Origin of the sequence: Enterococcus sp. DIV1096b (assembly GCF_050498765.1) — a bacterium.
Lineage (GTDB): Bacteria > Bacillota > Bacilli > Lactobacillales > Enterococcaceae > Enterococcus_D > Enterococcus_D entomosocium.
In genome coordinates this window covers 1,310,250-1,335,890 of record NZ_JBMHEK010000001.1, presented here as the reverse complement: position 1 = coordinate 1,335,890, position 25,641 = coordinate 1,310,250, and the positions used below count along the sequence as shown (strand labels likewise).

The 25,641-nt window shown below is 43.0% G+C and carries 19 protein-coding genes and 1 riboswitch; of the genes, 6 read left to right on the top strand and 13 right to left on the bottom strand.

The window, feature by feature from the left end:
* Positions 1-15: 15 nt before the first annotated feature.
* Positions 16-3,144 (bottom strand): AAA family ATPase, encoded by a 3,129-nt coding sequence (locus tag IGJ17_RS06405; RefSeq protein WP_086332238.1) that lies wholly within the window; start codon positions 3,142-3,144, stop codon positions 16-18.
* Positions 3,145-3,146: 2 nt separating this feature from the next.
* The gene (locus IGJ17_RS06400; protein ID WP_005236763.1) at positions 3,147-4,268 is read right to left on the bottom strand and encodes an exonuclease SbcCD subunit D; all 1,122 of its coding nucleotides are present in this window, start codon (positions 4,266-4,268) and stop codon (positions 3,147-3,149) included.
* Positions 4,269-4,522: 254 nt separating this feature from the next.
* Here IGJ17_RS06400 and anmK point away from each other — a divergent pair, with 254 nt between their 5' ends.
* The 3 genes from anmK (at position 4,523) to IGJ17_RS06385 (ending at position 8,210) form a co-directional block, all read left to right on the top strand.
* Positions 4,523-5,683, top strand: coding sequence for an anhydro-N-acetylmuramic acid kinase AnmK (anmK, locus tag IGJ17_RS06395; protein ID WP_429961163.1), 1,161 nt, complete (start codon positions 4,523-4,525; stop codon positions 5,681-5,683).
* Between the two features lie 21 nt (positions 5,684-5,704).
* Positions 5,705-7,000 carry a PTS sugar transporter subunit IIC gene (locus IGJ17_RS06390; RefSeq protein WP_008379718.1) on the top strand — a complete coding sequence of 432 codons (1,296 nt, stop codon included), beginning with the start codon at positions 5,705-5,707 and terminating at the stop codon, positions 6,998-7,000.
* 118 nt (positions 7,001-7,118) lie between these two features.
* Entirely contained in the window at positions 7,119-8,210 is a 1,092-nt protein-coding gene (locus IGJ17_RS06385; RefSeq protein WP_086332236.1) for a DUF871 domain-containing protein, read from the top strand.
* A gap of 53 nt (positions 8,211-8,263) precedes the next feature.
* Here the strand turns inward: IGJ17_RS06385 and IGJ17_RS06380 are convergent, their stop codons facing one another.
* Complete coding sequence (locus IGJ17_RS06380; RefSeq protein ID WP_005229679.1) at positions 8,264-8,899, bottom strand: lysophospholipid acyltransferase family protein; 636 nt, start codon at positions 8,897-8,899, stop codon at positions 8,264-8,266.
* A gap of 137 nt (positions 8,900-9,036) precedes the next feature.
* Here IGJ17_RS06380 and IGJ17_RS06375 point away from each other — a divergent pair, with 137 nt between their 5' ends.
* Entirely contained in the window at positions 9,037-9,771 is a 735-nt protein-coding gene (locus IGJ17_RS06375) for a tRNA1(Val) (adenine(37)-N6)-methyltransferase (RefSeq protein WP_005236774.1), read from the top strand.
* Entirely contained in the window at positions 9,761-10,039 is a 279-nt protein-coding gene (locus IGJ17_RS06370) for a GIY-YIG nuclease family protein (RefSeq protein ID WP_005236776.1), read from the top strand. Before IGJ17_RS06375 ends, IGJ17_RS06370 begins: the two co-directional genes overlap by 11 nt.
* A gap of 83 nt (positions 10,040-10,122) precedes the next feature.
* Here IGJ17_RS06370 and IGJ17_RS06365 read toward each other — a convergent pair whose 3' ends face one another.
* Positions 10,123-10,815 (bottom strand): hypothetical protein, encoded by a 693-nt coding sequence (locus IGJ17_RS06365; RefSeq protein WP_005236777.1) that lies wholly within the window; start codon positions 10,813-10,815, stop codon positions 10,123-10,125.
* A 231-nt stretch (positions 10,816-11,046) separates the two neighbouring features.
* A riboswitch (Fluoride riboswitch) is annotated at positions 11,047-11,119 on the top strand.
* A gap of 94 nt (positions 11,120-11,213) precedes the next feature.
* Here IGJ17_RS06365 and IGJ17_RS06360 point away from each other — a divergent pair.
* Positions 11,214-12,425, top strand: coding sequence for a chloride channel protein (locus tag IGJ17_RS06360; protein WP_008379710.1), 1,212 nt, complete (start codon positions 11,214-11,216; stop codon positions 12,423-12,425).
* Positions 12,426-12,487: 62 nt separating this feature from the next.
* Here IGJ17_RS06360 and efp read toward each other — a convergent pair whose 3' ends face one another.
* The 9 genes from efp to IGJ17_RS06315 form a co-directional block, all read right to left on the bottom strand.
* On the bottom strand, positions 12,488-13,048 hold the full coding sequence (gene efp / locus IGJ17_RS06355; RefSeq protein ID WP_005229668.1) for an elongation factor P: 561 nt from the start codon (positions 13,046-13,048) through the stop codon (positions 12,488-12,490).
* Between the two features lie 74 nt (positions 13,049-13,122).
* A complete protein-coding gene (locus tag IGJ17_RS06350) occupies positions 13,123-14,061 on the bottom strand; it encodes a cation diffusion facilitator family transporter (protein WP_034872243.1) in 939 nt (312 codons plus the stop codon).
* Between the two features lie 104 nt (positions 14,062-14,165).
* Positions 14,166-14,735 carry a DUF2179 domain-containing protein gene (locus IGJ17_RS06345; protein WP_005236782.1) on the bottom strand — a complete coding sequence of 190 codons (570 nt, stop codon included), beginning with the start codon at positions 14,733-14,735 and terminating at the stop codon, positions 14,166-14,168.
* A 362-nt stretch (positions 14,736-15,097) separates the two neighbouring features.
* Positions 15,098-18,097 carry a WxL domain-containing protein gene (locus IGJ17_RS06340; RefSeq protein ID WP_422705340.1) on the bottom strand — a complete coding sequence of 1,000 codons (3,000 nt, stop codon included), beginning with the start codon at positions 18,095-18,097 and terminating at the stop codon, positions 15,098-15,100.
* Between the two features lie 409 nt (positions 18,098-18,506).
* Entirely contained in the window at positions 18,507-19,268 is a 762-nt protein-coding gene (locus tag IGJ17_RS06335) for a hypothetical protein (protein ID WP_005236785.1), read from the bottom strand.
* 81 nt (positions 19,269-19,349) lie between these two features.
* Positions 19,350-21,803: a glycogen/starch/alpha-glucan phosphorylase gene (locus tag IGJ17_RS06330; protein ID WP_086332234.1), complete on the bottom strand. Its 2,454-nt coding sequence runs from the start codon at positions 21,801-21,803 to the stop codon at positions 19,350-19,352.
* Positions 21,804-21,920: 117 nt separating this feature from the next.
* Positions 21,921-23,354, bottom strand: a complete 1,434-nt coding sequence (glgA, locus tag IGJ17_RS06325) for a glycogen synthase GlgA (protein WP_086332233.1) — start codon at positions 23,352-23,354, stop codon at positions 21,921-21,923.
* The gene (gene glgD, locus IGJ17_RS06320) at positions 23,351-24,502 is read right to left on the bottom strand and encodes a glucose-1-phosphate adenylyltransferase subunit GlgD (protein ID WP_016613233.1); all 1,152 of its coding nucleotides are present in this window, start codon (positions 24,500-24,502) and stop codon (positions 23,351-23,353) included. The genes glgA and glgD overlap by 4 nt, the downstream gene beginning before the upstream one ends.
* Positions 24,492-25,634 carry a glucose-1-phosphate adenylyltransferase gene (locus IGJ17_RS06315; RefSeq protein ID WP_016613232.1) on the bottom strand — a complete coding sequence of 381 codons (1,143 nt, stop codon included), beginning with the start codon at positions 25,632-25,634 and terminating at the stop codon, positions 24,492-24,494. Before IGJ17_RS06315 ends, glgD begins: the two co-directional genes overlap by 11 nt.
* Between the last annotated feature and the right edge of the window lie 7 nt (positions 25,635-25,641).

Sequence of the window (25,641 nt, the reverse complement as noted above, 5' to 3'; positions counted from 1 at the left end):
AGAGCCCTCCTCTCCTTATTCTTTTATTCGGATCCGGCTTTGCCCGCTGCCGTTGGTTTCTACGAAAACTTGCTGCAGGATCCTTGCCCGCAGTTCTCGAACATGACTGATGATCCCAATCATGCGCCCTTCATTTTCGATCATTTCTAATGCTTCCATCGCCATTTCTAATGATTCTTCATCAAGCGAGCCAAACCCTTCATCGATGAAAAGTGCTTCGATCTCAATCCCGCCAGCTCGTTGCTGGATCACATCTGCTAAAGAGATTGCTAACGCTAAGGCTGCAATAAAGCTTTCACCGCCTGACAGTGTATGTGCTCTTCTGACTTGACCAGCATTATCGTCATAGATGTCAATTTCTAAGCCTGTTGAGCTTCGATAGCTCCCAACTTTATCCGCTAATTCAAATTGATAGCGGCCACGAGTCAACCGAGCCAAGCGTTCATTGGCGACTTCTAAGATCTCTGTCAGAAATTGCTGCAGTACATACCGTTCCAAGCTGGTTTTTTTGACGTTTTCGCCGTTGATGGTTTCTGCCAACTGCTGAAGTTGGCCTAATTGGGCCAGTTCTTCGACATTTTGCTGATAAATGACCTGCAGCTCGTCAAACAACCGTTGATTGCCGTTGACTTTCTCCTGTTTGCGAACTGTTTCTTGCTGTAGTTCCTCCATCACGGTCTGCAACTGAAGGTAGTCAGCTTCCAATTGGTTTAAATCAATCGCAGCTTGCTCTTTTAACTGTGCATCTAACAATGCTAGCCGTTGCTGAACAAACACCGTTTCTTGCTCATAGGTTTTGATTTCTTCTGAGAGAACGGTTGTTTGAGCGGCTTGGGCAATCAATTCCCGCATCGTTTCCTCAGTCATACCAGCTTCTTGAAGTCGCTGCGTCAGTCGTTGTTCTGCTTTTGTCTTAGCCGCTTGCTTTTGTTCAAAAAATTGCTGCAGATTTTTCAGCTTCTCTGAAAGAATCGCTTGCTGTTCGTTTAGCTGCGCTTCTTGTCGGGCATCAGCCTCAATTTGTTGCGTATATTCCCTCAGTAAACCATTGGTTTTTGCTAAATCGGCTTGTAATTGTTCATACGTTGCGCCTGCAAGTTGTTCCTGTAAAGAAGCCAATTTCCCCTCCGCAAGCTGGCGCGCTTCTTGGGCTTTTTTCGCTTGCTCACTGACTTGCTGATAGGACTCATTTAACGTTGCTAATTTCTCATTTACTGCCTGATGTTTCTTCTGCGCGTCTTCATAAGAAGCGGCTTTTTGTTGATTGAAAGATTGCCGTTTCTTTAGTTCCGCTACCGCCGTTTCCTCGGTAATCGTCTCTTGGTTTTCTATCGGCTGCAAGGCAGCAAATGCCTGTTGAACTGCAGTCCAAGCGAATGCCACTTGCTTCTGCGCAGCAACACTGGTGGCTTGCCATTCGCTGATTCGCAATGTGGCTTGCTCCTGCAGCGTTTGATTTGCCGATACTTGCTGCTGGATCTTCGTCAATTTTTCTTGTGTTTGCTCAAGTCTTTGTTCACTGGCAATGATGTCTTCGATGCGATAGGTCGTGTGCTCCTGTGTATTCGGATGATCCAATGATCCGCAAACCGGACAGGGTTCATTTTCTTCCAGCAAAAGACGAAGCCGAGCAATTTGCATTCGAGCATTTTGACTGGTTTCTTGTTTTAACGTTTTTTGCAGCTCCAGCAAGGATGCTGCTAATTGCTGTTTTTCAAGAACCAACTCCGAATGAATTTGTTGCTGTTCCCCTGCTTTTTGCTCGGCTTCACGAAACTGCGCTTTTGCTTGCTGCCATTTTTCTACCAGAGCCTGCGTTTCTACTAATTTCACCGCTTCTGCTTGAAACCCTCGCAATGCTTCGATTTCTTCTGCCAGATGCTGCGCTTGCGCTTTGGCACTTGCTTGCGCTTGGTTTATCTTCGTTAATTCGGTGGTCTGTTTTTGTGCGGCTTTTTCAAGTTGCACCACTTCTTCTTGCTGCGCTTGTGTGCGCTGTGCTAGCGGGATCTGCTGCTGGATTCGTTGAACTTTTTGACTAGCAGCTTCCTGTTTTTTCTTGATGCCGTCAATCAACGCTCGTTGGTCTTGCCAGCTTACTTGTTGCTGCTGAATTTCTTGCAGCTGCTGCTTTGTTTCGTTGATTTGCTGAGTAGCTTGCTGTGCTTCTTTCACTCGTTCTTCTTTTTGCTGCATGATTTCTTGATGTTCAAGCGCCCACACCAACTGGTTCAACTGGGCTTTTTTCTGAGCGATCTCGGTTTTTTTAGCATGCAGCTCTCGGGCTTTTTCTTGTAGACCTTGCCATTCGATCCGTGCATTTTCAATTTCTTTTGCACGGTAAAAAGCGTCTTGCGCAGCTTTCATTTCTTGGATCGCTTGGTCTTTTTTGTGCAATAACTGCTGAAGCTGCGCCTGTTGTTTTTCTAAATCCTGCGCCCACAAAGTAAGACCTTCCGCAACCGTTAAAACCTCCTGCGCTTCTTCCCATTCAAAGCGCTCCATGATTTGCGAGGCGAGCAGCTGCTGATGCTCAAGCTTTTTACTTTGTGCTTTGACTTGCTCTTTCAACCATTCATTAAATTGTTGATACATTTCCGTGCCAAATAAATTCCGTAAAACGCGTTCTTTCTCATTGCTGCTGGCAATCAAAAAATTACGAAATTCTCCTTGCGGCAACATCATGATTTGAAAAAACTGTTTGGCATCCAGCTGCAGCAGATCCTTGATAAATGCATCAACCTCTGTCCGTTTACTGATCTGCTTTTTCTCTTTGCCCTCGGCGTCAAAAATTGTCAGCTGGACTTTTGCCGTTTGGTTGGTGACCCCGTCACCACGTTTTTTTGCTAAGGTCTGTTCCGGTTTCCGTTGGATCTGGTAAGTAAAACGCTGATGTTCAAAAGTAAAGGTGACGCTGGTCTCTTCGGTTGGTGAAGCAAACATCGATCGCATTTCTTTGCCTGAGCGCAGATTCCCCGATGTTTCACCGAACAAGGCAAACGTCATTCCATCGAAAATCGTCGTTTTTCCTGCACCAGTTTTACCGCTGATCAAAAACAACCCGCCAGCTTGCAGCTGACTAAAATCCAATTTTTCATCAATGAATGGACCAAAATTTTTCATTTGTAAAGACTTCGGTTGCATGACTATTCCCTCTTTTCCACGACAAATGCTTCATTTAATCCTTGTTCGATCCATTTGGTTTGTGAATCGAGCAATGAATCTCCCGTCATTTCTTGAAAAAAATGACTGATCAAGGTCTGCGGGTCGGTTTCTCGTGTCGTTAGCTGTCTTTTTTTCGTCTGTTCTCGTCCATTCAACCGTTCGACAGACAAAATAAATGGATAGATTTTTCGCAACTGATTCATCATATTTGGAATCACAGCACGATCCGTCAGCAGAAAATGCCAAAACGCCTCACGATCCAGATCACGGTAAAAAACCGGATCGATCAACTCCTCAAAGGACGCCGTCAGCTGCTGGATATCCCTTTTTGGTGTCAATGGAATAAATTCATTGGTATCTTTTACGGTATCAATAAGATAGATCCCTTTTTGGTTCGTCCGTTCAGAAAGGGAAAATTTCAGTGGTGAGCCGCTGTACCCGATCTTTGGGTGTTTGAGAGCCGTATTGGCATGTAAATGGCCTAAAACAACCCGATCAAAAGGCGCAAAAGCGGTGGTCGGTACGCTGTCCAATCCGCCAACTTGAATTTTTGTTTCTGAATCTGTTTGGCTAGAACCCGCCACAAAGAAATGGGTCACTAGCACTTGCTTTTTGGACGAGTCAAAGTTCTTGGTCATCTCCTCAATGACTCTTTGGACACTATCAGAAATCTTCATTAATGGTTCATCAAAAAACAAGCGGGCCTCGATGGGTTCGAAATACGGTAGTAAAAAGAATTGTGTATCGTCAAACTCAACCGGGTGCAAACTTTGTTCGATGCTGGTGGACAGGTAAAAGCGTGTTTGTTGAAACCACTGACTGCCGGTTTCTAAACGAGTTGGACTATCATGATTTCCTGAGATAGCCAATAATGGCAGTTCATTCGTTAAATTGATTTCAGCGATTTTTTCATTTAGTAATTTGACTGCATCAACAGCAGGAACCGAACGATCATAAAGGTCCCCCGCAATGACGATGGCATCGACCTTTTCTGCTCTTGCTAGCGCTATGATTTGATCAATGATTGCTCGTTGGTCTTCCAGCAGATCATAGCCATGTAGTTTTTTTCCGATGTGCCAATCAGCTGTATGTATAAAGCGCATTTCTTCACCTTCTTAAAAAATATCCTTCCAATCATTATACCACTTTCCCTGATCGTTAGACATCTCTCTTCCAGCGAAATTTCATTTACCACCCATTTTTGATAAAAATAGCGAACACCTAACATCATTATGTTGAAATGTTTTTTCAATTATAAATTTATATCTTGAAATATAATTACACTTCATTTACAATGAGTGTGAAATCGAATTCAACAATCGCTTTCATCACTATTCTAAAAGAAAGGAGAAAAGATATGCTTGCAATAGGACTCATGTCAGGAACCAGTTTGGATGGAATCGACGCTGCTTTAGTAAACATCAACGGCTGCGGTACCGAAACTGACGTCCAGCTGATGGAAATGCTCACACTGCCCATTGGTGAAGAATTGAAGGAACGAATAAAAACTGCTTGTGATCCGGTGGAATCAAATGTTCCCCTCATCTGCCAATTAAATACTGAATTAGGGTATCAATTTTTGAAAGCGTGTCAAATCCTCTGCCAAAAAGCCGGTATTGAAGAAAAAAGCATTGATTTTGTTGCCAGCCACGGACAAACGATCTGGCACTCCCCCGATGCTGATCCAGCGAATAACAGCACCTTGCAAATTGGCGAACCTTCGATTATTGCTTATGGCTTACAAACGAAAGTCGTCGCCGATTTCCGAGTGATGGATATGGCTGCTGGCGGGCAAGGAGCGCCCCTTGTACCTTATACGGACTATCTGCTTTATCAATCAGGCGATAAAAATCGCTTATTGCAAAATATTGGCGGCATCGGCAACGTTACGGTTCTGCCTAAAAATGGTGGCTTAAGCGAATTATATGCTTTTGATACAGGTCCAGGAAACATGGTCATCGATGAACTAATGGTTCAGCTATTCGGTCAGCCTTATGATGCGTTTGGTGAAACAGCCCGAGCGGGAGCAATTATACCCACCTTGCAAAAGGAATTAAGAACTCATTTTTATTTGTCCCAGCAACCGCCGAAAAGCACTGGACGTGAACAATTTGGCAAACATTTTGTGCAGCAGCTAATGACCGAATATCCCCAAGTAGCATCGGAAGACTTGGTGAGAACTTTAACCGATTTCACCGCATTTTCCATTGCTGACAGTTACCAAAGGTTCATTTTCCCTCAGTTGGGAACAAATGATATTGAAGTGATTCTTTCAGGTGGTGGCGCCCATAACCATCTGCTGATTGAGATGATCAAAGGCTATTTACCCGAAACAGTAGCCGTTGTAACACAAGATGACATTGGCGGTTCGAACGATGCCAAAGAAGCGGTGGCTTTCGCCATCTTAGGAAATGAAACCCTTCACAGCCGTGTCAACAATGCCCCTGCAGCAACCGGGGCAGCCCAAGGCGTGATTTTAGGAAAAATCATTCCGAATCCATGGGAAACAAAAATGTAAAACATCTTAGGAGGATAAACCATGTTAGATAAATTCACTCAGTTCATCGAACGCCATCTGGCAGGACCGATGGAAAAACTTGGCAGCCAGCGTCATTTGCGAGCGGTTCGTGACGGGATCGTTTCAACATTGCCATTGATTATCGTCAGTTCGTTCTTTATGATTTTAGCCTTTCCACCGCTGCCTCAAAGTTGGGGCATCTATCAATTCTTGTCTAGCAATGCCACAACCATCTTATTGCCTTATCGAATGACGATGTACATTATGAGCTTGTATGCTGCATTCGGGATCGGATACAGTCTTTCTCGCTCTTATAAGCTTGATGGTCTTTCAGGCGGGATCTTAGCAACGACCGCCTTCTTACTGACCTTCACCCCGGTCAATATCCCAGCAGAAGCGTTGGATGCAGCTGGAACGGTCGGTTTTGTCTTGCCAATGGCCAATTTAGGGAGTGCTGGTATGTTCGTGGCGATCATCACCTCGATTCTTGCCGTTGAAATCTATCGGTTAACGGACAAATCGAAATTCAAAATCACGATGCCAGAACAAGTCCCACCTGCAGTTGCTCGCTCTTTTGAAGCCTTGACTCCCACTTTAGTGATCATTTTAGGAATGGGCGCGATCACTTACTATATCGGTTTTGACTGGCACACGATCGTGGCAAAAGTCGTCGATCCTTTAGTCAGTGCCGCAGATACCTTGCCAAGTGTGCTTTTGATCACCTTCTTGACGACCTTCTTCTGGTCATTCGGGATCCATGGTGCTTCTATCGTTGGTTCACTGGCTCGTCCATTATGGTTACAGTTGTTAGAAGGAAATACAACAGCGCTTGCATCGGGAGATATGATTCCCAATATTGCAGCCGAACCATTTTATCAATGGTTCATCTGGATTGGTGGGGCTGGTTCAACGATTGGTTTGGCTATTTTGTTAGCTTTTCGCACAAAATCGGAATTCGGTTCAAAACTAGGAAAAACAGCCTTAATTCCAGCTATTTTCAACATCAACGAACCACTGATTTTCGGTACACCGATCGTCTTGAATCCAATCTTGATCCCACCGTTCATCATTGCGCCTTTAATCAATGGTGTCATTGCATGGGTCGCCACCTCAGCAGGTTTAGTCAATGCCGTCACGGTCAATGCCCCTTGGACATTGCCTGGACCAATTGGTGCTTTCTTAGCGACTGGCGGCGATTGGCGTGCGATCGTGCTGAATGTTCTTTTGATTCTTTTATCGATTCTGATCTATTACCCATTCGTAAAAATCTATGACAAAAACGAATTGGAAAAAGAAAATCAACCAGTCACACAATAATTTGTTGATAAAGGTCGGACGAAGCACCCATCAAGACAATCGGAAGAAGCGCTCCACAGCAGCATTTTTCGATACTAAGAGGTGCTTCGTACGATTTTTTTAGAAAGAGGGAAAACCATTGAAACGAGAAATTGGCCTTTCGATTTACCCCGACCATAGCGATCCTTTACTGGATCAAGACTATTTAAAAAAAGCTGCTGCCCTTGGTTACTCTCGCTTATTTATGAGTATGCTAGAAGTCAGTGAAGGCAAAGAGACCGTCAGAAAAAAATTCTCTTCGATTATCGGGTTTGCCAAGAACCTTGGGTTTGAAACGATTTTAGATATTTCCCCAGCTGTTTTTAGTGATCTGGCGATCTCTTATGACGATCTAAGCTTCTTTGCAGAATTAGGTGCGGACGGTATCCGCTTGGATCAAGGGTTTGATGGCAGCAAAGAAGCCCAACTGACCTTCAATCCATTCGGCTTGGCGATTGAATTAAACATGAGTAATGATGTGAACTATTTAGAAAATATCCTTTCTTATCAAGCCAATGAACCTTTTTTATATGGCTGCCACAATTTTTACCCCCAACGAGGCACAGGCTTAACGGAGGCTTTTTTCCGCAACTGCAGTCAACGTTTTAAAAAATATGGGTTGAAAACAGCCGCCTTCATCACTAGTCAATCAGCCAAAATTGGCCCTTGGGAAGTCAATGATGGCCTGCCAACCTTAGAATCTTGTCGCGATTTACCTTTGGCGTTGCAAGGAAAGCTGCTTTTTGCTTCTGGGTTGATCGATACGGTGATTGTTGGCAATGCCTATGCGTCGGATGCAGAACTGAAAGCTCTGGCAACGATCGATCGCTACAAACTGACCTTTGGCGTTTCCGTAGAAGCAGAAGCCAGCGAAATCGAACGGAGGATATTAGCTGAAACCAATCATTTTCGTCGCGGTGACAGTAATGCGTTAGTCGCTCGGTCCACACAATCACGGGTGAAATACCGTCCCATCGAAAACCTCCCTCATACAAACCAAGAACCGTTTGCTTATGGGGACATCGTTATCGGCAATGATACCTTTGGTCAGTACAAAAACGAATTGCAGATCGTTTTGACCCCTCACCAAGACGCCCGAAAAAACAAAGTCGGTGCTATCCCAAAAGAGGAGTTGCCTTTGTTGGAATATTTGAAACCATGGACCAAATTTGCTTTCGAATTGTTGGATTAAATCATTAGAAAAAAGCCGCTGATCACAAAAGGATCAACGGCTTTTCTTAGGTATTAATCTTCTCTTTTGGACTCATCGATTTGATAAACAAATGACGGATCGATCGCTTGATCCAGTGTGTCAAATGCACCTTGTATGCGCCGTTCCACTTCCGCCAAGCCCTCTTTGTCCATCTTTTTGATGTCACTGATATCGATTGGCTCCCCAAAACGGACAGTCACTCGCTTGCGTTTAAATAAATCCTTTAATGTCAGCGGTCCTTGATAAACAGAGGGAACGATCTTGACTTTGGCCATTTTCGCGATCAACGCCATGCCACCTTTTAAGGCCGTTGCATGTCTCGTACCACTTGGGAACATGATCAAGCTAAGATCGGTTTCCTTCAAGATTTTGACTGGCGTCTTTACCGCGCTCGGTCCTGGTTTGTCCCGTTTGACTGGAAAAGCATTGGCATGAATCAAAATGAACCGTAAAATCGGGTTTTTGAACAGCTCTTCTTTCGCCATAAAACTGAATTTCTTTGGCCGAGCAGCCACTGCTAGGTACAATGGATCCCACCAGGTTCGGTGAGGAGCCACTAAAATATAGTTTTCATTTTTAGGTAAAACCTCTTTGTTTTGATAACGAGCATTGCCGTTGATCAAAAATAATACTACGCGAACCACACCGCGCATAAAGCGAAAAAACATACTCATTTTCCTTTCTATTTCTCTCCTATTCAAGTATGCAAAAAAACGGTTTAAATGACAAGCCTTTTTTAGCGTTTCCCATTATTCTTAATCGTAGTATAATACATTGAAATGAATTTAGAACAGGAGTATGCTTCATGTTGCAACCGAACGAACGCATTGACCAATTGTATGCCGATGACATCAAGATTATTCAGAGTTCCGAAGTTTTTTCTTTTTCATTAGATGCTGTCTTATTAGCCAATTACGCTAGAGTACCAAAAAGAGGTGTGATCGTTGACCTTTGTGCAGGGAATGGCGCAGTCGGTTTATTTATCAGCAGAAAAACGACTGCTCATATTTATCAGGTCGAATTGCAGGAACGCTTAGCGGATATGGCGCAGCGCAGTATCGAATTAAATGACTTGCAAGAACAGCTGACGGTCTATCCTATGGATTTGAAGAATCTCTTTCAAAAAATCAAACCTGATTCCGTCGATCTTTTGGTCTGCAATCCGCCTTACTTTAAAAATATACCGACGGCGATCAAAAACCCGAATCCTTATTTAGCGATCGCCCGGCACGAGATCACCACAAATTTAGATGAAGTGATCCAAACCGCCAGTAAAGCGTTAAAAATGAATGGAAGGTTTGCGATGGTTCATCGCCCGGATCGCTTTCTCGATATTTTGGACCATATGCGCACCCATCGAATCGCGCCAAAACGAGTCCGCTTCGTCTATCCGAAAGTAGGCAAAGAGGCCAATATTTTATTGATTGAAGGAATCAAGGATGGTAAGGCGGAAGGGTTTAAAATTGATTCTCCTCTCATTACCTATGATGAAACGGGCTCTTATAGTCCAGAAGTGAAGGCGATGCTCTATGGCTGCTGACAACCATTACTTTTATGTCTTACGTTGCAACGACCAATCCTTTTACGGCGGCTATACTACCGATTTGAGTCGCCGCTTATTAGAGCATAACAAAGGGATCGGGGCAAAATATACCCGTCCCGCTAGTCGCAGACCCTTGCAAATGATCCATGCGGAAAGCTTTTCCACTCGCAGTAAAGCCACTCAAGCAGAAGCCGCCTTCAAAAAATTGCCTCGCAAAAAGAAAGAGGACTACCTGATCAGTCATAGGAAAAGCAATGTTCTCTGACCAAGCATGCAAAAAACTACCTGCGCACGGAAGTTTCCTTCTTGAGGGAGCTTTCTTTCGTGACTTAGGTAGTTTTTTTATCGTTATTCATTCCTATTCGGTAACGCCCATTGGGTTTGACTTTTCCCAAATTCTTTCGGGATCACAGAATCAACGGATTGATATTCGAGGGTTTCTTGGGACTTTGGAATCGTAATTGCCGTTAAATAGTTGTTGGTTTCGGAATAGAAACCAATTGTTTCAAAGGAAGGATCAGTCAAATGGTATTGAACCCCCTGCAGTTTAGCAGTTGTTTCCTCATCCACAAAAGTCGGTTGATAGCGAGCATAGTAAACCTGGGCGCCCATTTTAAAATATACGGAGTTATGAGCAGAACCAAGAAATTCAATCGCCCGTTCCACCGGTATTGCTTGATAGATTCCTAAAGTTTCAATCGCTTCATTGCTTTGGATGCGCTGATAAATTGCTGTAGTATCAGATTCGTAATATTTATAGCCTAGAAACATCTTTTCGCGATCTCGGATATTCGGTGTGATCAGCGCATTATACGTTTTGAATTCACCATACACTTGATCCCCAATAAAAAAACCTAATAGACACGTAACGACTATGCCGCCAAGCAATAGCGTCACTTTTGGGTTGCGGTTTTCTCGATAAAGCAGAACCATCAGGAACCCTAATAACGCAATCAGACCAACTACCATGAGAATTGGTAGGATCACATAATAAAAACGCTCACTTTGCAGCCATTTTTCGCTCGTCATAAATGCAACCATTTTTTATTCCTCTTCGATTCCTCACTACTCACTGTCTTACCCTTGGTAAAACAGTAGAAGGATCGTCCTTTCATCCCTTTTCATGCCAATTATCCTCAAGGCGCTCAATTCCCATATAAGTTCTTATGAGATTAATTTTACCATAACTATGTAGAAAAGATAAGTGTTAGATGAATTGCTTTTCACAACAAACATCCATTGACAAAAGGAGGGTTTTATCAGATAATATTGATGCTAATCGGGAATGAATGTCTCCCTCAGTTCTTACTGAAACCGCAATTTTGCTAATGACTTCTACCACTTTTTTTAGTGTGTAGCAGTCATTTTTTTATTTTCACTAGGTCGTCGTATTTGCAGGAGCATTGTTCCTATATTCTTTTTAAAGGATCGTGATAGAAATGATGAAACAAAAAACAACTAATTGGGAACTGACTGCTTTAGGTGTGGTCAGTCTGGTTATTGGCGTATTCGCTGGAGCCGTCGACACCTTCTTTGGGAAGATCCTACTTTCCTTAAGCGCCTTTCGTGATAGTCATTTTTTGCCCTTGATTCTCTTTTTACCCATTATCGGCATTTGTTTTACTTACCTGTTCCAAAAGTACGGTGACCGAAGTCCTCAGGGAATGAATTTAGTGTTTTTAGTCGGACATGAAGAAGAAAAAGACATTCCGTTGCGCTTGATTCCTTTTGTAATGGTGGGAACCTGGCTGACGCATTTATTTGGAGGAAGCGCTGGCAGAGAAGGGGTTGCGGTTCAGTTAGGTGCCACCATCGCCAATCGCTTAGGAAAATGGCTGCGACTAGAAAAGTACGCCAGCACCCTGATCATGATTGGGATGGCTGCGGGATTTGCTGGTTTATTTGAAACCCCGATCGCTGCGACGTTCTTCGCACTGGAGGTACTTGTCATCGGTAAATTCAGTCATCATGCACTCTTACCAACTTTGCTGGCTGCTTTCACTGCTAGTACGACTTCTCAATTGTTAGGATTAGAAAAATTTAGTTTTGCTTTGTCACCGTCCCCCGATTTGACTTTGGCTGTTTTTCTGAAATTACTTTTGATTGGCTTACTATTTGGTATTGTTGGTGGCAGCTTTGCGGGATTATTAGAAACGATGAAACGGATCATGAAACGACGCTTTCCTCATCCTCTCTGGCGCATCGGCATCGGTTCACTCGTGCTAGTCTTACTTTTTGTCCTTTTGTATCATGGTCGTTATTCAGGTTTAGGAACGAATTTGATCAGCGCTAGTTTCACGAATCAACCAATCTATTCTTATGACTGGCTGCTTAAGATGGTGTTAACTGTACTGACTATCAGTATTGGTTTTTTGGGCGGAGAAGTCACCCCTTTGTTTGCGATCGGCGCCTCTTTGGGCGTCGTGCTGGCACCGCTCTTCGGACTGCCTATCGAACTGGTGGCAGCCCTAGGCTATGCCAGTGTCTTTGGCAGTGCTACTAGCACTTTATTTGCACCGATCTTTATCGGTGGGGAAGTCTTTGGCTTTGAAAATCTGCCCTTGTTTGTGATCGTCTGCTCCGTCGCCTACTTTATCAGTAAACCCTATAGTATTTATCCCTTACAAAAATCATTGGCAGACGGGAAATGATTCACTTTTGATCCCTCCTCCAGAGCAAAAGAAAAAACCGCGAACAAGTCGCGGTTTTTTTCTTATTTCGCACGTTTTAAGTAGGTACCTTCAGCTGTATTGATTTCTAGCATTTCGCCTTCTTCAACAAAGTCAGGAACATTGACAACTAAGCCCGTTTCCATCGTTGCTGGCTTGCCTGAACCAGTCACAGTCGCCCCTTTGATCGACGGCTGTGTTTCAACAACCTTTAAGATTACGCTTGATGGTAGTTGAACGCCGATTACTTCGCTGCCGAAGAATTGGATTTTTACTTCCATGTTTTCAAGAATAAATTTCATTTCTTCTTCTACCACTTCAACTGGAATTTCATATTGTTCATAGGTTTCCAGATCCATGAAGAATGCTGTATCATCCATTGTGTATAGATATTGTACAGCTTTCGTATCAATATGCGCTTTTTCAAATTTTTCTTCTGGACGGAAGGTTGTATCATAAGTCGAACCAGTCCGAACGTCCCGTAATTTCATACGCATAACCGTATTTCCCTTACCTGGTTTGTGATGGCTAGCATCTAATACTTTGATAAGTTTGCCGTCTTGAACGAATGTCATTCCAGCTCTTAAGTCACTTGCATTGATCATAATTTTGAAATCTCCTTCACTATGTGATAATCCTTGTCTATTGTATCAAAAAAAGCTGCTTTATTCTAGCTAAATCAGTGGGAAGGTCGCACAAGTTTGCGCCGTTTCTCCATATAGTGAGGGTCATACTCATCTGTCTCAATATAAATATAGACTTTTTTATCTGCCATCTGGTGTCGAATCTCGGCTTCAATCTCATTAATGATCTCATAGCCGACCTCTTCTTGTTTCGAGGCAATATCAACTTTTGCCGCAATCAAAATTTCTGATGGTCCTAAATGCACCGTTTTAACATCAATCAAGCGATCAACATCTGGCCGTTCAAATGCTCTTTTGATCACTGCTAGATCCCGTTTTGTGACACTTTCGCCAATCAGTAGACTGTAAAATTCGCGGGCTAAGAAAATGGCTGCTACCATCAATAAAAGACCAATCAATAAACCACTGAAGGCATCAAAAAATGCGTTACCCGTAATCATGGTTAAAATCGTACCAAATAGTGCGATCATTAGGCCGATCATTGCACAAAAGTCTTCTGTGAAAATGATCAGAATCTCACTATGCCGACTTTCTTTCAAAAAACGATAGATTGGTTGACGTTCCACATTCAGTTCGCGGATCTCCTTGATCGCGATCCACAACGAACTTCCTTCAACGATCATCCCGAAAATCAAAATAGCGATCACCAACCAAGCGTTACCAACTTCATGGGCAGGATGCAGCAGCTTTTCTACCGCTTCCATCACACCGAGTGCGCCCCCACCAAAGAAGAGCATCATCGCAACGATCGTGCTAAAAAAATATTTCGCCCGACCTTCTCCAAACTGATGCAGTTCACTTTGGCCCTTTGTTGCCCGTTTATCCCCGATCAATAAAAAGATTTGATTGCTACAATCCACGACACTATGAATGCTTTCATTCAACATGGCTGCACTGCCACTTAGTGCATAACCGACAAACTTACTAATAGCCACCAAAATATTTGAGATCAGGGCAGCGATGACCGCCATCATACCATTTGCTTTCTTTTCCACACCTTACGCTTCCTCTCATCAATAAATTCCCTGTCTTTTACTCTGCTATTCTTCTCAAATGAATCACGGCTGACTGAGTTTCTTCAATCAACAGGTGCTTGTTTTTTCAACTTTGCTTCTCGGCGACTGATTTTTTTGGTCCAAAATCCACCTGAGATATACTTGGGTTCATAGCTGATGATAAACGCTCGTTCTTCCACCGCTTTGATGGTTTGATAGAGCTTTTTCTCACTTTTTCTTTGGGAAAGAATCTCTAAAATCAGTCGTGGCCCTTCTAAGCCTTCTCCATAACTTTGTGTAACTCCGTAGCCTTCTTGTCGTAAGATCTTAGGCAAACTTTTTTCCTCATCCGTATTACTAGGTAGGATCACTGTGACCATTGTATAGCCCAGAGCCAGCTTATCTTCGATTTTGATACCAATACTGACTCCTGCAGCATAACCTAATGCATAGAATAAGAGATTCAGCGGGTTATCCAAACGATCCAATACCATAGATAAGCCTAAAATATAGATCGTGATTTCGATCATACTCACTAATGGGGCAATCACGCGATACCCTTTCATTGTCAATAAAAATCGCAGTGTGTTCAATGTAACATAGGCGAGATTGATAAAGAAAATCATCGCCAGCATTTGTAGATCAACTTCCATCTTTGATTCCCCCTTGTTCTTAGCATATCAAAAGGCAAGAGAAAATTAAAATATTTGAGCAGGATTTAATTACTAAAATAGCTAAATAAAATTTATACTGGGGAAGATATAGTGCTTAAGTGATTTCATTGATCACTACCATGTCATGATTTTACTCATTGATCCATTGCCTGTGGTTTCACTCTCTTCTATTGATCGAAAAGCATATCCACCAAAGTGGAAAAAGCAGTTTAAACCACCGCTCGTCTGTTTCAGACAAAAAAGAAGTCCAATGGCAAATGGACTTCTTTTTGTCTGATCAACTTTTACAGTGTTCGATCATATTCACGATTGCAGAACATACTTACTTGTTTTCCAAGGGGTTATTCGTCAGCACCAGGTACGAAACTCAGCTCCCAATGGATGGTTCCTTGATAACTTGTTGCTTGCGGCCTCGCGCCAATAGGGATTTCCAGCTCGACACTTTTTTGCATGGTATCCTCGTTTCCATAGCGTTGAATCCAAGTTCCCGCCCCTTGCTTTTCATTGGCACGTGCAATCACTTGGTTCTGCGGTCCCAGCTCGATTGCATCAAAGTAGTCTGGTGCTTCAGAGGGATTTTCTCTAGAGGTAACCATTTCAATATTCGTCAAATGCACACTCGCTCCTTTTAAGTGGTGCTTAAACGCTTCCGTGCTAACGAACCCTTCCTCTGATAATCGGGCACTCAAGGTCCAGCCCTTTTGAAGAAATCGACGATCGGAAACCTGAATGTAGTTTGGTCGTTCGGTTGATTCATGATCATCCACTAAAGAAATTCGTTGCGGACGCGCCGGATAGCGGCTTGTCGACGAGCGAATCGGTACTGTACCAAAATCGAATTGTGAAACAAAGTCTATACTGATAAACCCGCGATTTTCTGGTATCAAGGGTGGATTTTCAGGTAGAATCGGTTGATCAGGATCAAGGGGATCTTTTGGGTCTACGTCACCAATGGGTTCCACAGTGGTTGATGCTTCTGCCCATTTGCCATCAAGAAATGCCTGAGCGGTGACCACCTCACCTTGAGTAAAATACTGGAAAGGTTCTAAATCAGATAGATCAAGTAAATAATGCCCGTTTTCATCCGCTTGGGTGTGAAAATACGTGCTATTGCCAGCACTATCGACTGTCGTTTCAAGCGTCGGTTCTGGCATCAGTCCCTCTCTTTGGAATCGAAGGTAGCTACCAGGATTGGCGGTTCCCGAAATCGTATAGGCATTAGGTAAGGTTCTATCTTCTGTCAAAGGATCGATGGTCACCGTGACGTCTGGTATGTTCTCAAACAATAGCCGTTGCGAACGAGAAGCAAACTGCGCGGCAAACCCTCGACTTGTTTCCTCATTTAGCGAAGATACATTGGTCACATTGGTATTGGTTCCTGAAATCGCCGCAGTCATGGACAAAATCGGTTGCCACTGAAAATCAACTGTCTCTCCTGTATTTCCATGCCGCCACTGGCGAATCGCCTGATTCTTTGCAGTGATTCCTCCCCCTTCAATTAGACCATTTGTGGTGGTCGTTATGGCGCGGGTTCTTTGCAAATTGACACGCTTGGCATCGTCGATCGTCAATCTTGCGGGATTGTTGGCACCGGTAAAGAAAAGTAGCCGTTGGACAGCTTGTGGGCTGTCCGAACGAATATCTAAGGTAGCATCTTTGCCCACGTTGAGATTGCCAGTCGTGCCAGAGAAGTGGAAGATATTTGCGGTTGTATTTTGATTTGTTGCTTCAACCTCTAAGGTGCTGCTGTCTTCTAAGGTGACATGCGTATTGGCACTTAACCAGAAAATATGACTGTACAACGTTCGGTTTGCAGCAGCAACCGACAAGCGACTTTTTTCCATTAAGCGAATATCATGGGGCGTGCCTGATGTGATGACTGCTGGGCTGTTGTTTTGTGTATTTAGTGTCAATTCCGCGCCTTTTCCTAACTCAATGCGTCCATTGCCAGCGACAAAGCGAATATTAGCACCGCCTGCTTCACCAGCTGAACCGTTGGCATTTAATGATAGTCGGGCATTATCCCCTAATACGAGACGCGCATTTATATTATAAAAATCAAGATTTCCTGAGCTGATCGTCGACATTTCGACGTTTGCTCCCTCACGAAGCTCGATTTGGTTGATTTCAAAATTCGCTTGGGTGTTCGAGTGAATCATCCAAGAAGCATTGAAGTCTGATGTATATCTAGGCGTTTGGTGTGAAACCGAATGTCCAGAAAAGCTGGCTCGAGAGTGCAACCCGTAAAACAACTGATTGCCCGTATGGTTGAGATTGTGGTACCGAATGATTGAACGCTGCTGATTTGACATGTTCAAATCATGGTATTCAATTGCCCCCCAAAAGTTTCCATGGTAGAGTTCCAAATTTTGCAAGGTAATGTCCCATGGGGAATCAGGATTGACACTGGAATCGCGGAAACAGATCGCTACGGCTCTAAGATCCATCTGAAAGGTGTCGAGACCATCGATGATTAACGTTCTTGAAACTCTCGAGGCATTGATATAAACATAGGCTAATCCGCCATTAGGATTGGCACTGCTGCTCCAGCCGTCAATTCCCGTAATGCCTAAACGAGGATTATCGTTCGTTTGAAAACTGGCTGTCAAATAAATATAATTGACCGTCGGATCGACCATTGCAGCCATAAATTCGACCCAGTTAGCAACCCCTCTCTTTTTTACGTCGTCGCCTAACAGATATAGATTGCCAGGATCTGACTCTGATTCGTCAGGAATCTGGCTTTCTATTTCCTTCTCTTTTGGTAATTGATCCTCTTTGTCCTCTTGATCGAATTGATCAGTGGAGTCACTCGAATCGGTTAGCGCATCCTCTTGTGTATCCGTAGGGTTTGTCTCCCGTGCTTCCTTTATTTCAAGTATTATCATTGATTCTGCTACTTCAAATGGAAACGCCCCTGCTGTATCAACTACCAATGGAACCAAAAAATCACTTCTAGGGATATCAGTCGTTAGTTTCCAACCATTCTCTTCAGTGGTTGACGTAATTTTGACTCCCTTTGGCAACTTCTCTTCAACAAAAACTGCAGATTGCGGCAACCGGATCGCTATTTCACTAATGGGACGGCCCGTATGAAACGCAACTAGTAACATGTCTCCTACAGTCCCGGCTTTCGTTGATTCATCAAAATAAATGGCAACTTTTTCCTCAGCCTCTTTCTCTCGTATCGGTTCGAATGGGTCACTCGCAACCGTTTCTTCCTCCAGCTGTGCAGCAAAGAAAATGTTTGAAGAAAACACACTCATGGTTGAAAAAAAGTAGAGTCCTCCAAGTAAACCAATAATGATGGTGAAATATACCTTTCTCTTTTTCTTGTTCATTTGTTGATGCCCCACCTTTCAGCGTATCTTTCCCTTGAAATCGATCATGGATCAGTCCTTCCCAAAGAGCAGCTTTAACCATCAGGACGCTTGCTTCCTTTTTTCAATTACGGCTGATCAGAAAACCACAATCCTGCCATCGATTTTAAATGACAAAAGAAATCGCCAATTAAAATAACAAACATTATAAATAACGATGGTTTTGATCGTTTCACTTTATTCTATAGCCCACGCTATTGCTTAGTAAAATCAGAATATTCCTCAGTCGGTGAAAAATGTAATTCGACTAAGTATTTTGTGAAATCGGCAGTTTCAGCACACAAAAAAAACAGCTAGATGTTCGCCATCTAGCTGAAATCATTCATCGTTATGCTCAAAGGACTACTTCTATTAAAAGTAACTGTCTCTGCTATTTAGAACGAAAATAGCCATTTGAAGATTCTGCTTGTTGATCGTCTTCAATCATTCCTTTTAATGATCGATCTAAAACGGACCGTTTTTTCTCACCATTTTTTTTATTGTTGGCTCGAAACTCGCTGCGTGTCATCCCAACAGAGGGGTGGCGATTGAATTTTTTGACGGTTGGATCGCTTTCTTCTTTGACTTGATAAGCTGCTGGTTCAGTGTCAAATAACAAATAACTTTCTTGTTTTTTTGCCATTGCATCCATCAAATCGTTCGGCGTAATTTCAGGTTTTTGCTCATCTGGAATAATTGATGCAGGAATATATTTAGGCACGAAGTAAGAGCGTCCCGAATATTCTTTTTTTGAAGAAACAGGAACCTCAGCTTTTTCCTTCTTACTAGTCACTTGATAAGAAGAATGGTTCGCTTCTTTGCCAAAAAAATTGGTTTTTCCTGTCGGCATCTGCTCTTTCACCGGACGTTTTCCGTACTGAGGCAAGTTGGCACGGTGATTGGCAAGCTCTTCTTTTTGACGAACATTGTGCCCTCGATCGCGTTGGCTGGACTGCACTTTACGCTGCAAAGATTGATTTTCTTCCTTGTGAGAATGACTCACGGGATCTTTGATTTCGGTTAAAATCCAATCATCTGCTTTACTGAATGCGGGGCGATGCTCGGATTGAAGCTTCACACCGTCTGTATCATCATAAGCAGGAAAACGGAAGTGTTTTCGTTTCACATCTAAATAATTTGCCACTGTACTCATCCTCTTACATGCATTTTTTTCATCATACCACAAATAAAAGAGAATTTCACGAAAGACTGCGCCATTTCAACCGAAGTCGCTTCAATTGTCTCCCCTTGGAGGCACTGACTCCGTCAAGCTTGCCGCATTTGGTTCTTTGATATGGGCAAATAATGGATCGATCTGCCAAATATCTGCTGCATAATTTCGCACCGTTTCATCCGCCGAAAACTTCCCAGCATTCGCAATATTCATTAGACTGATTTTTTGCCAGCGATGAGTATCTTGATAAGCAATATCCACCCGATGCTGTGCATCACAATAGGCGTGGAAATCTCTTAATAAAAAGTACTCATCATTGTATTTCAAAAGTGAATCAAAAATCTCGCGGCCTTCTACTTGAATATTGGGGATTGTCCCGTCAATAAAGGCATTGACTACACGTTGCAATAGTGGATCTGACTCATAATACGCATAGGCAGAATAATTACGCTGGGCGTAATACTGATACACTTCTTCTTCGGTTAGCCCAAAGATCGCGATGTTTTCATCACCGATTGCATCTCGAATCTCAATATTGGCACCATCTAAAGTGGCGATCGTTACTGCCCCATTTAGCATCAACTTCATATTACTTGTCCCTGAAGCTTCTTTGGAGGCCAATGATATTTGTTCACTGACATCCGCTGCTGGGATAATTTTTTCTGCTAAAGAAACGTTGTAATTTTCTAAAAAAACAACCTTGATTTTATCATTGATGGTTTCATCATGATTGATCAGATTCGCCACTTCATTGATGACTTTAATGATCGATTTTGCGTAGTGATAGCTTGGTGCGGCTTTGGCACCAAAGAGAAAGACTCTTGGATGAAACGCAGCAGTTGGTTCGTCTTTGACCTCAAAGTAGAGCTTTAGAATATGCATAAGATTTAGTAATTGTCGTTTGTATGCATGCAGACGCTTGATCTGCACATCAAATATTGCCGTCGGATCTACTGTGATGCCCGTTGCTTTTTGAATGTACTGTGCCAGTGCACGCTTGTTACTCATTTTTGCGTCGGCAATTTGTTGGAGAACAGTTTCGTCCTCATAATAGTTTTTGAGTAGTTGCAGGTCTAATGGATCATTGCGCCAGCTTGTACCGATGGACTGATCCAATACTTTGGCTAACGGTTGATTGGCTAGCTGAAGCCAACGCCGTTGCGCGATGCCGTTGGTCTTATTGTTGAAACGGGCCGGATAAATAAGATAAAAGTCATGGAGTACCACTGATTTTAGTAAATCAGAATGGAGCTTGGCTACCCCATTGACACTGTGGCTGCCGATGATCGCGAGATGTGCCATATGGACTTGATCATCAATAATGATTCGTGTCCGTTCCAGTAACGCTTGCGGATGGACCCCTTGCATCGTTTCCACAAAACGGCGATCAATTTCTTTGATGATCTGATCCATTCTCGGCAAAACTTCTTCAATCATGCGCACGGGCCATTTTTCTAAGGCTTCCGCCATGATTGTATGGTTCGTATAACTCATGACTTTCACGGTGATCGCCCACGCTTGTTCCCAAGCAAGACCTTCTTCATCAACTAAAATGCGCATCAGTTCTGGGACACAAAGGGCTGGGTGCGTGTCGTTGATATGGATTGCTACTCGTTCACTGAGCATTGCTAAAGGCAGATTCGATTTTTTATAATAGCGAATGATACTTTGAATGCCTGCAGAAACAAAAAAGTATTCTTGCATCAATCGTGTGCGTTTGCCGATCTCGTTTGAGTCATCTGGATATAAAACAGCAGTCAAATTTTCTAAAGCTTGCCGTGATTCCAATGTCGCATAATGCGCCTCATCTTCAGCAGGTACTTCGACACTCCACAAGCGCAGTGTGTTGATGTGTTGATTCTGATAGCCAACCATCGCGGTGTCATACGGAACTGCCCGCCAGGTAAAGCCACCTTCATAGACCGGTGCTAGTTTTCCGTCCTCTCCCGTAACGAGATAGACCTGGCCCCCGAAACGAATAGGCACCGCCTTGCTTTCTTTGCGGACTTCCCAAACATTTCCCGAACGCAACCAGTCATCGGGCAACTCTACTTGATGGCCGTCAATAAATTTTTGTTTAAATAATCCGTAGCGATAGCGGATCCCATTGCCATTTCCTGGCAAACCTAAAGAAGCCAATGAATCCATAAAACAAGACGCTAAGCGACCGAGGCCCCCGTTGCCTAAAGCCATGTCTTTTTCCGTCTCTGCAACATCGTCAAGTGAAACCCCTAACTCTTCAAAAACGGCTTCCGCTTGCTCCAACAACTGCATATTTAACAGATTACTCTTTAACATTTTGCCGGGTAAAAATTCGATTGAAAAATAATATGCTTGTTTTTGATCCTCCAACAAGAGATTTTTTCTGGTCTGGCGCCAGTCTTCTGAATACACTTGCTTCACCACATTGGCTAGTGCCTGAAACAATTCCTGCGGCGATGCTTCATCGATCTCTATCGCAAACAGTTCGTGCACGTTGGTTTCTAACAGATCACGCAATCGTTCTTTTGTCATAGGGTTACACTCCTTTATGCTAACCGTTTATAAAAAAGAAGAATTCTTGCCGCCAGAATGGCTAGTCATACAACTAGCCGCTCTGTTGCAGACAAGGATTCTTCTGTCTTAAAACAATCAAACTTTGATATTATTATACAACTCAACATAAAGATCTGAGCTTTGATTCCAGCTAAAATCTTTTTTCATTGCTTGCTTGACTAATGCCGTCCATGTTGTCGGATCCGATTCATATAATTCAATCCCCTGTTTTAAGGCATTCATCAAGTAAAAAGGTGAAAACTCTTGGAAGCCAAAGCCAGTTCCTTGTTTCGTGATCGGATTATAGGAATCCACCGTATCTTTCAAGCCACCGATTTCATGAACGATCGGTAATGTACCATAACGCATCGCGATCATCTGCGATAGTCCACATGGTTCAAAAGCCGAAGGCATCAAGAAGAGATCCGCTGCTGCGTATAACTTTTGCGCCAGTGCAATATCAAAAGAAATCGCGGCAGCACATTTGTCAGGATATTTCTGCGCAAAGTAGCGAAAGCCTTCTTCAAAATCATGCTCACCGGTTCCCAATAGGATAAACTGTACATCAAACTGCAAGAGGTTTTCCATTTCTTCAAGAACTAAATGGAACCCCTTTTGAGTGGTCAAACGACTAACAACGGAAATCAGCGGAACCTCTTTACGAGTTGGCAAGCCAAACTGTTCTTGTAGCGCTCGCTTGTTTTTAGCTTTTCCTGATAAATCCTCGACACTGAAAGGATAGTCCAAATGAGGATCGGTTTCTGGATCATTCATTTCATAATCAATTCCATTCAAGATACCGCTTAGCTTGCCACTTTCCATGCGTAAAATGACTTCAAGACCACAACCAAACTCAGCTGTTTTGATTTCTTCACTATAGGAAGGACTGACGGTCGTGATGCGGTCCGCATACAAGATTCCTGCTTTCATAAAGTTCAAGCAATCGTTTAAACGCAAGGTTCCATCATCATATCTTTCCGTACCCATCCCAAAAAGATCCGGTAAAATATCGCGACTATACCACCCTTGAAACCCAATGTTATGGATCGTCAAAACGGTGCGTATGTTTTGATACGCTTGGATCCAATGATATTTTTCTTTGATCAAGAACGGAATCATCGCCGTATGGTAATCATTGACATGTACGACGTCTGGAATAAATTCAATGCGTTCCATCATTTCGATCACGGCTAATTGGAAGAAAGCAAAGCGTTCCCCATCATCATAAAAATCATAGAGCCGTTCGCGACCAAAATAGTAGAGATTGTCTATGAAATAATAAGTCACAGCGCCTAGAACTAATTTTTTGATCCCACAATATTGCTTGCGCCAGCCGACCGCCACTTCAAAGGAAAAACATTCTTCCATTTGGTCTTGGTATTCGGCAGGCATTTTCGTGAAATAAGGTAAGACGACAACTGTCTCGACGCCTTTTTTGACCAACTCTTTTGGCAATGCACCTGCAACATCCCCTAACCCGCCTGTTTTAAAAAACGGAGCGCACTCTGCTGCTGTAAACAAAACCTTCATGCGCTTGCTCCTCCGATTACATCTTCTGTCACATGAGAATTCTTCTTAATGACAATCGGCGTTTCTTTGGTTCCCTGCACTTTTACACCTTCTGCGATGGTTACATTTTTATCTAAGATTGCATAAGAGACTTCGGCACCTGCTTTGATTTCGTTATTTCCGAAAATGATCGCGCCTTTGACTTTTGCCTCAGGATGGATTTTCGTACGGCGAGCAACCAGTGACTGCTCGACAGAGCCTTCAACGATGCAACCAGAAGCAAAGTGGCTATTTTTCACCTCAGACGTTTCCGAATAATAGGTTGGTACTTCATTCTTCAATTTGGTATAGATTTTTTGATTCGAATAAAGCAATGAGGTGAATTTATGCACATCTAGCATGTCCATATTTGTTTGATAATAAGAAGAGATATCATAAATGTTACTTAAGTAACCAGTGTACTCATATAGGCCAGTGTTCTCCACAGAGATCATCTCTCGTAAAAATTGACCGAGATCTGCCGTTGCGCCAACTTTTTGCCCTTCTTTAAGAGCCGCGATCAGACGATCCGTTTGAATGATAAAAATATCCGTACACAAGTTGACTAGGGAGCCAACTTCCCCTTTTTTCGCTTGGATCGCTTCTTCTAAGTGTCCTTCACTGTCAACATTAAACAACAAGTCACTTTCAGAAACATTGTCACTGCCGATGCGTTTATACACCACAGTCATTTCATTGCCTTGTAGTTGATGAATTTTCAGCAAAGCACGCAAATCGATGTTGCATAAGATTTTGCTGCCCATAAATACAGTGTGATCTGATTTTGATTTTTCCAAATAGTCAATGACGTTATAGTAGTACTCTTGCCCTTCGGCTTGCTTTTTCAATGAGTCTTGGAATAAGTGGATAAAGAACCGGTTTTGAACACCGTCCAAGTTCCACTCTTTTCCACCACCGATATGATCAAAAACTGACTGGGTCTCTCCTTCATTGAAAATCATGTAGACTTGTTTGATGTTGGCATTTTCAATACTTGAAAGATTGAAATCCAGCAATCGATATTTGCAGTCAAACAACAAGGTCGACAGCGGACGATTCTCCGTTAATGGCATCAAGTCTTGGTATCGCTGTAGGTTCCCTAAAATTGCACACATTTTATTAGTTCTCATCAATCGTCACCCCTAAAATTTCAGAATAGCCGACTACGGCAATTTCGTCTGTTCCATCGATCTCTGCGTCGTCACCAATCACTGCATTTTCCCCAACGATCACACGATTTAATTTGACATTTCTACCAATCACCGCTCCAGGCATGATCACGCTATCTTTGATAGTCGAGCCTTCTTTCACTTGCACGTTCTCTGATAAAATACTGTGCTCGATCTCCCCAGCAACATAGCAGCCGTCCATCACAAGCGAATTTTTAGCAGCACCGGTTTCAGTTACAAAGTGCGGTGGTGCGATTGGGTTTTTGGAGAACACTTGCCAGCTTTTATCCCGGATATTCAACTCCATGGCTGGATCAATAAATTCCATGTTGGCTTCCCACAATGAATCGATCGTTCCTACGTCTTTCCAATAGCCAGAGAAGCGATAGGCAAAAACGTTGTCGCCGCTTTCTAGATAAGAAGGAATGACATGTTTCCCAAAATCGACCATTTCGCCGTCTTTTGTGTAGTTACTCAATAGCATACTGCGTAGACGACTCCAATCAAATATATAGATCCCCATCGAAGCAAGATTGCTTTTTGGTTCGGCTGGTTTTTCATCAAATTCGATGATGCGGTCATTTTTATCAGTATTCATGATCCCGAAACGAGAAGCATCTTTCATCGGAACTTCGAGAACTGCAACCGTCAATGAAGCATCATTTTCTTTGTGTTTTTCCAGCATTTCTTCGTAATCCATTTTGTAGATATGGTCGCCGGACAAAATCAAGACATATTGCGGGTCCATCTCATCGATATAGGCGATGTTTTGATAGATGGCATGGGCAGTTCCCTCAAACCATTTTTCGCCTTCTGAATTTGAATATGGCTGTAAAATCGTCACACCGGTACTGATTCCATCCAATCCCCAACTGGCACCATTGCCGATATGGTTGTTCAGTGCTAAAGGTTGGTACTGCGTGACTACACCCACATTTTTGATTCCAGAATTGACACAATTACTCAACGTGAAATCGATGATCCGATACCTGCCGCCAAACGGAACTGCTGGCTTGGCAATATTTTTTGTTAGTTTCCCTAAACGAGTCCCTTGTCCTCCTGCGAGGATCATTGCTAACATTTCTGTTTTCATTTTGTTT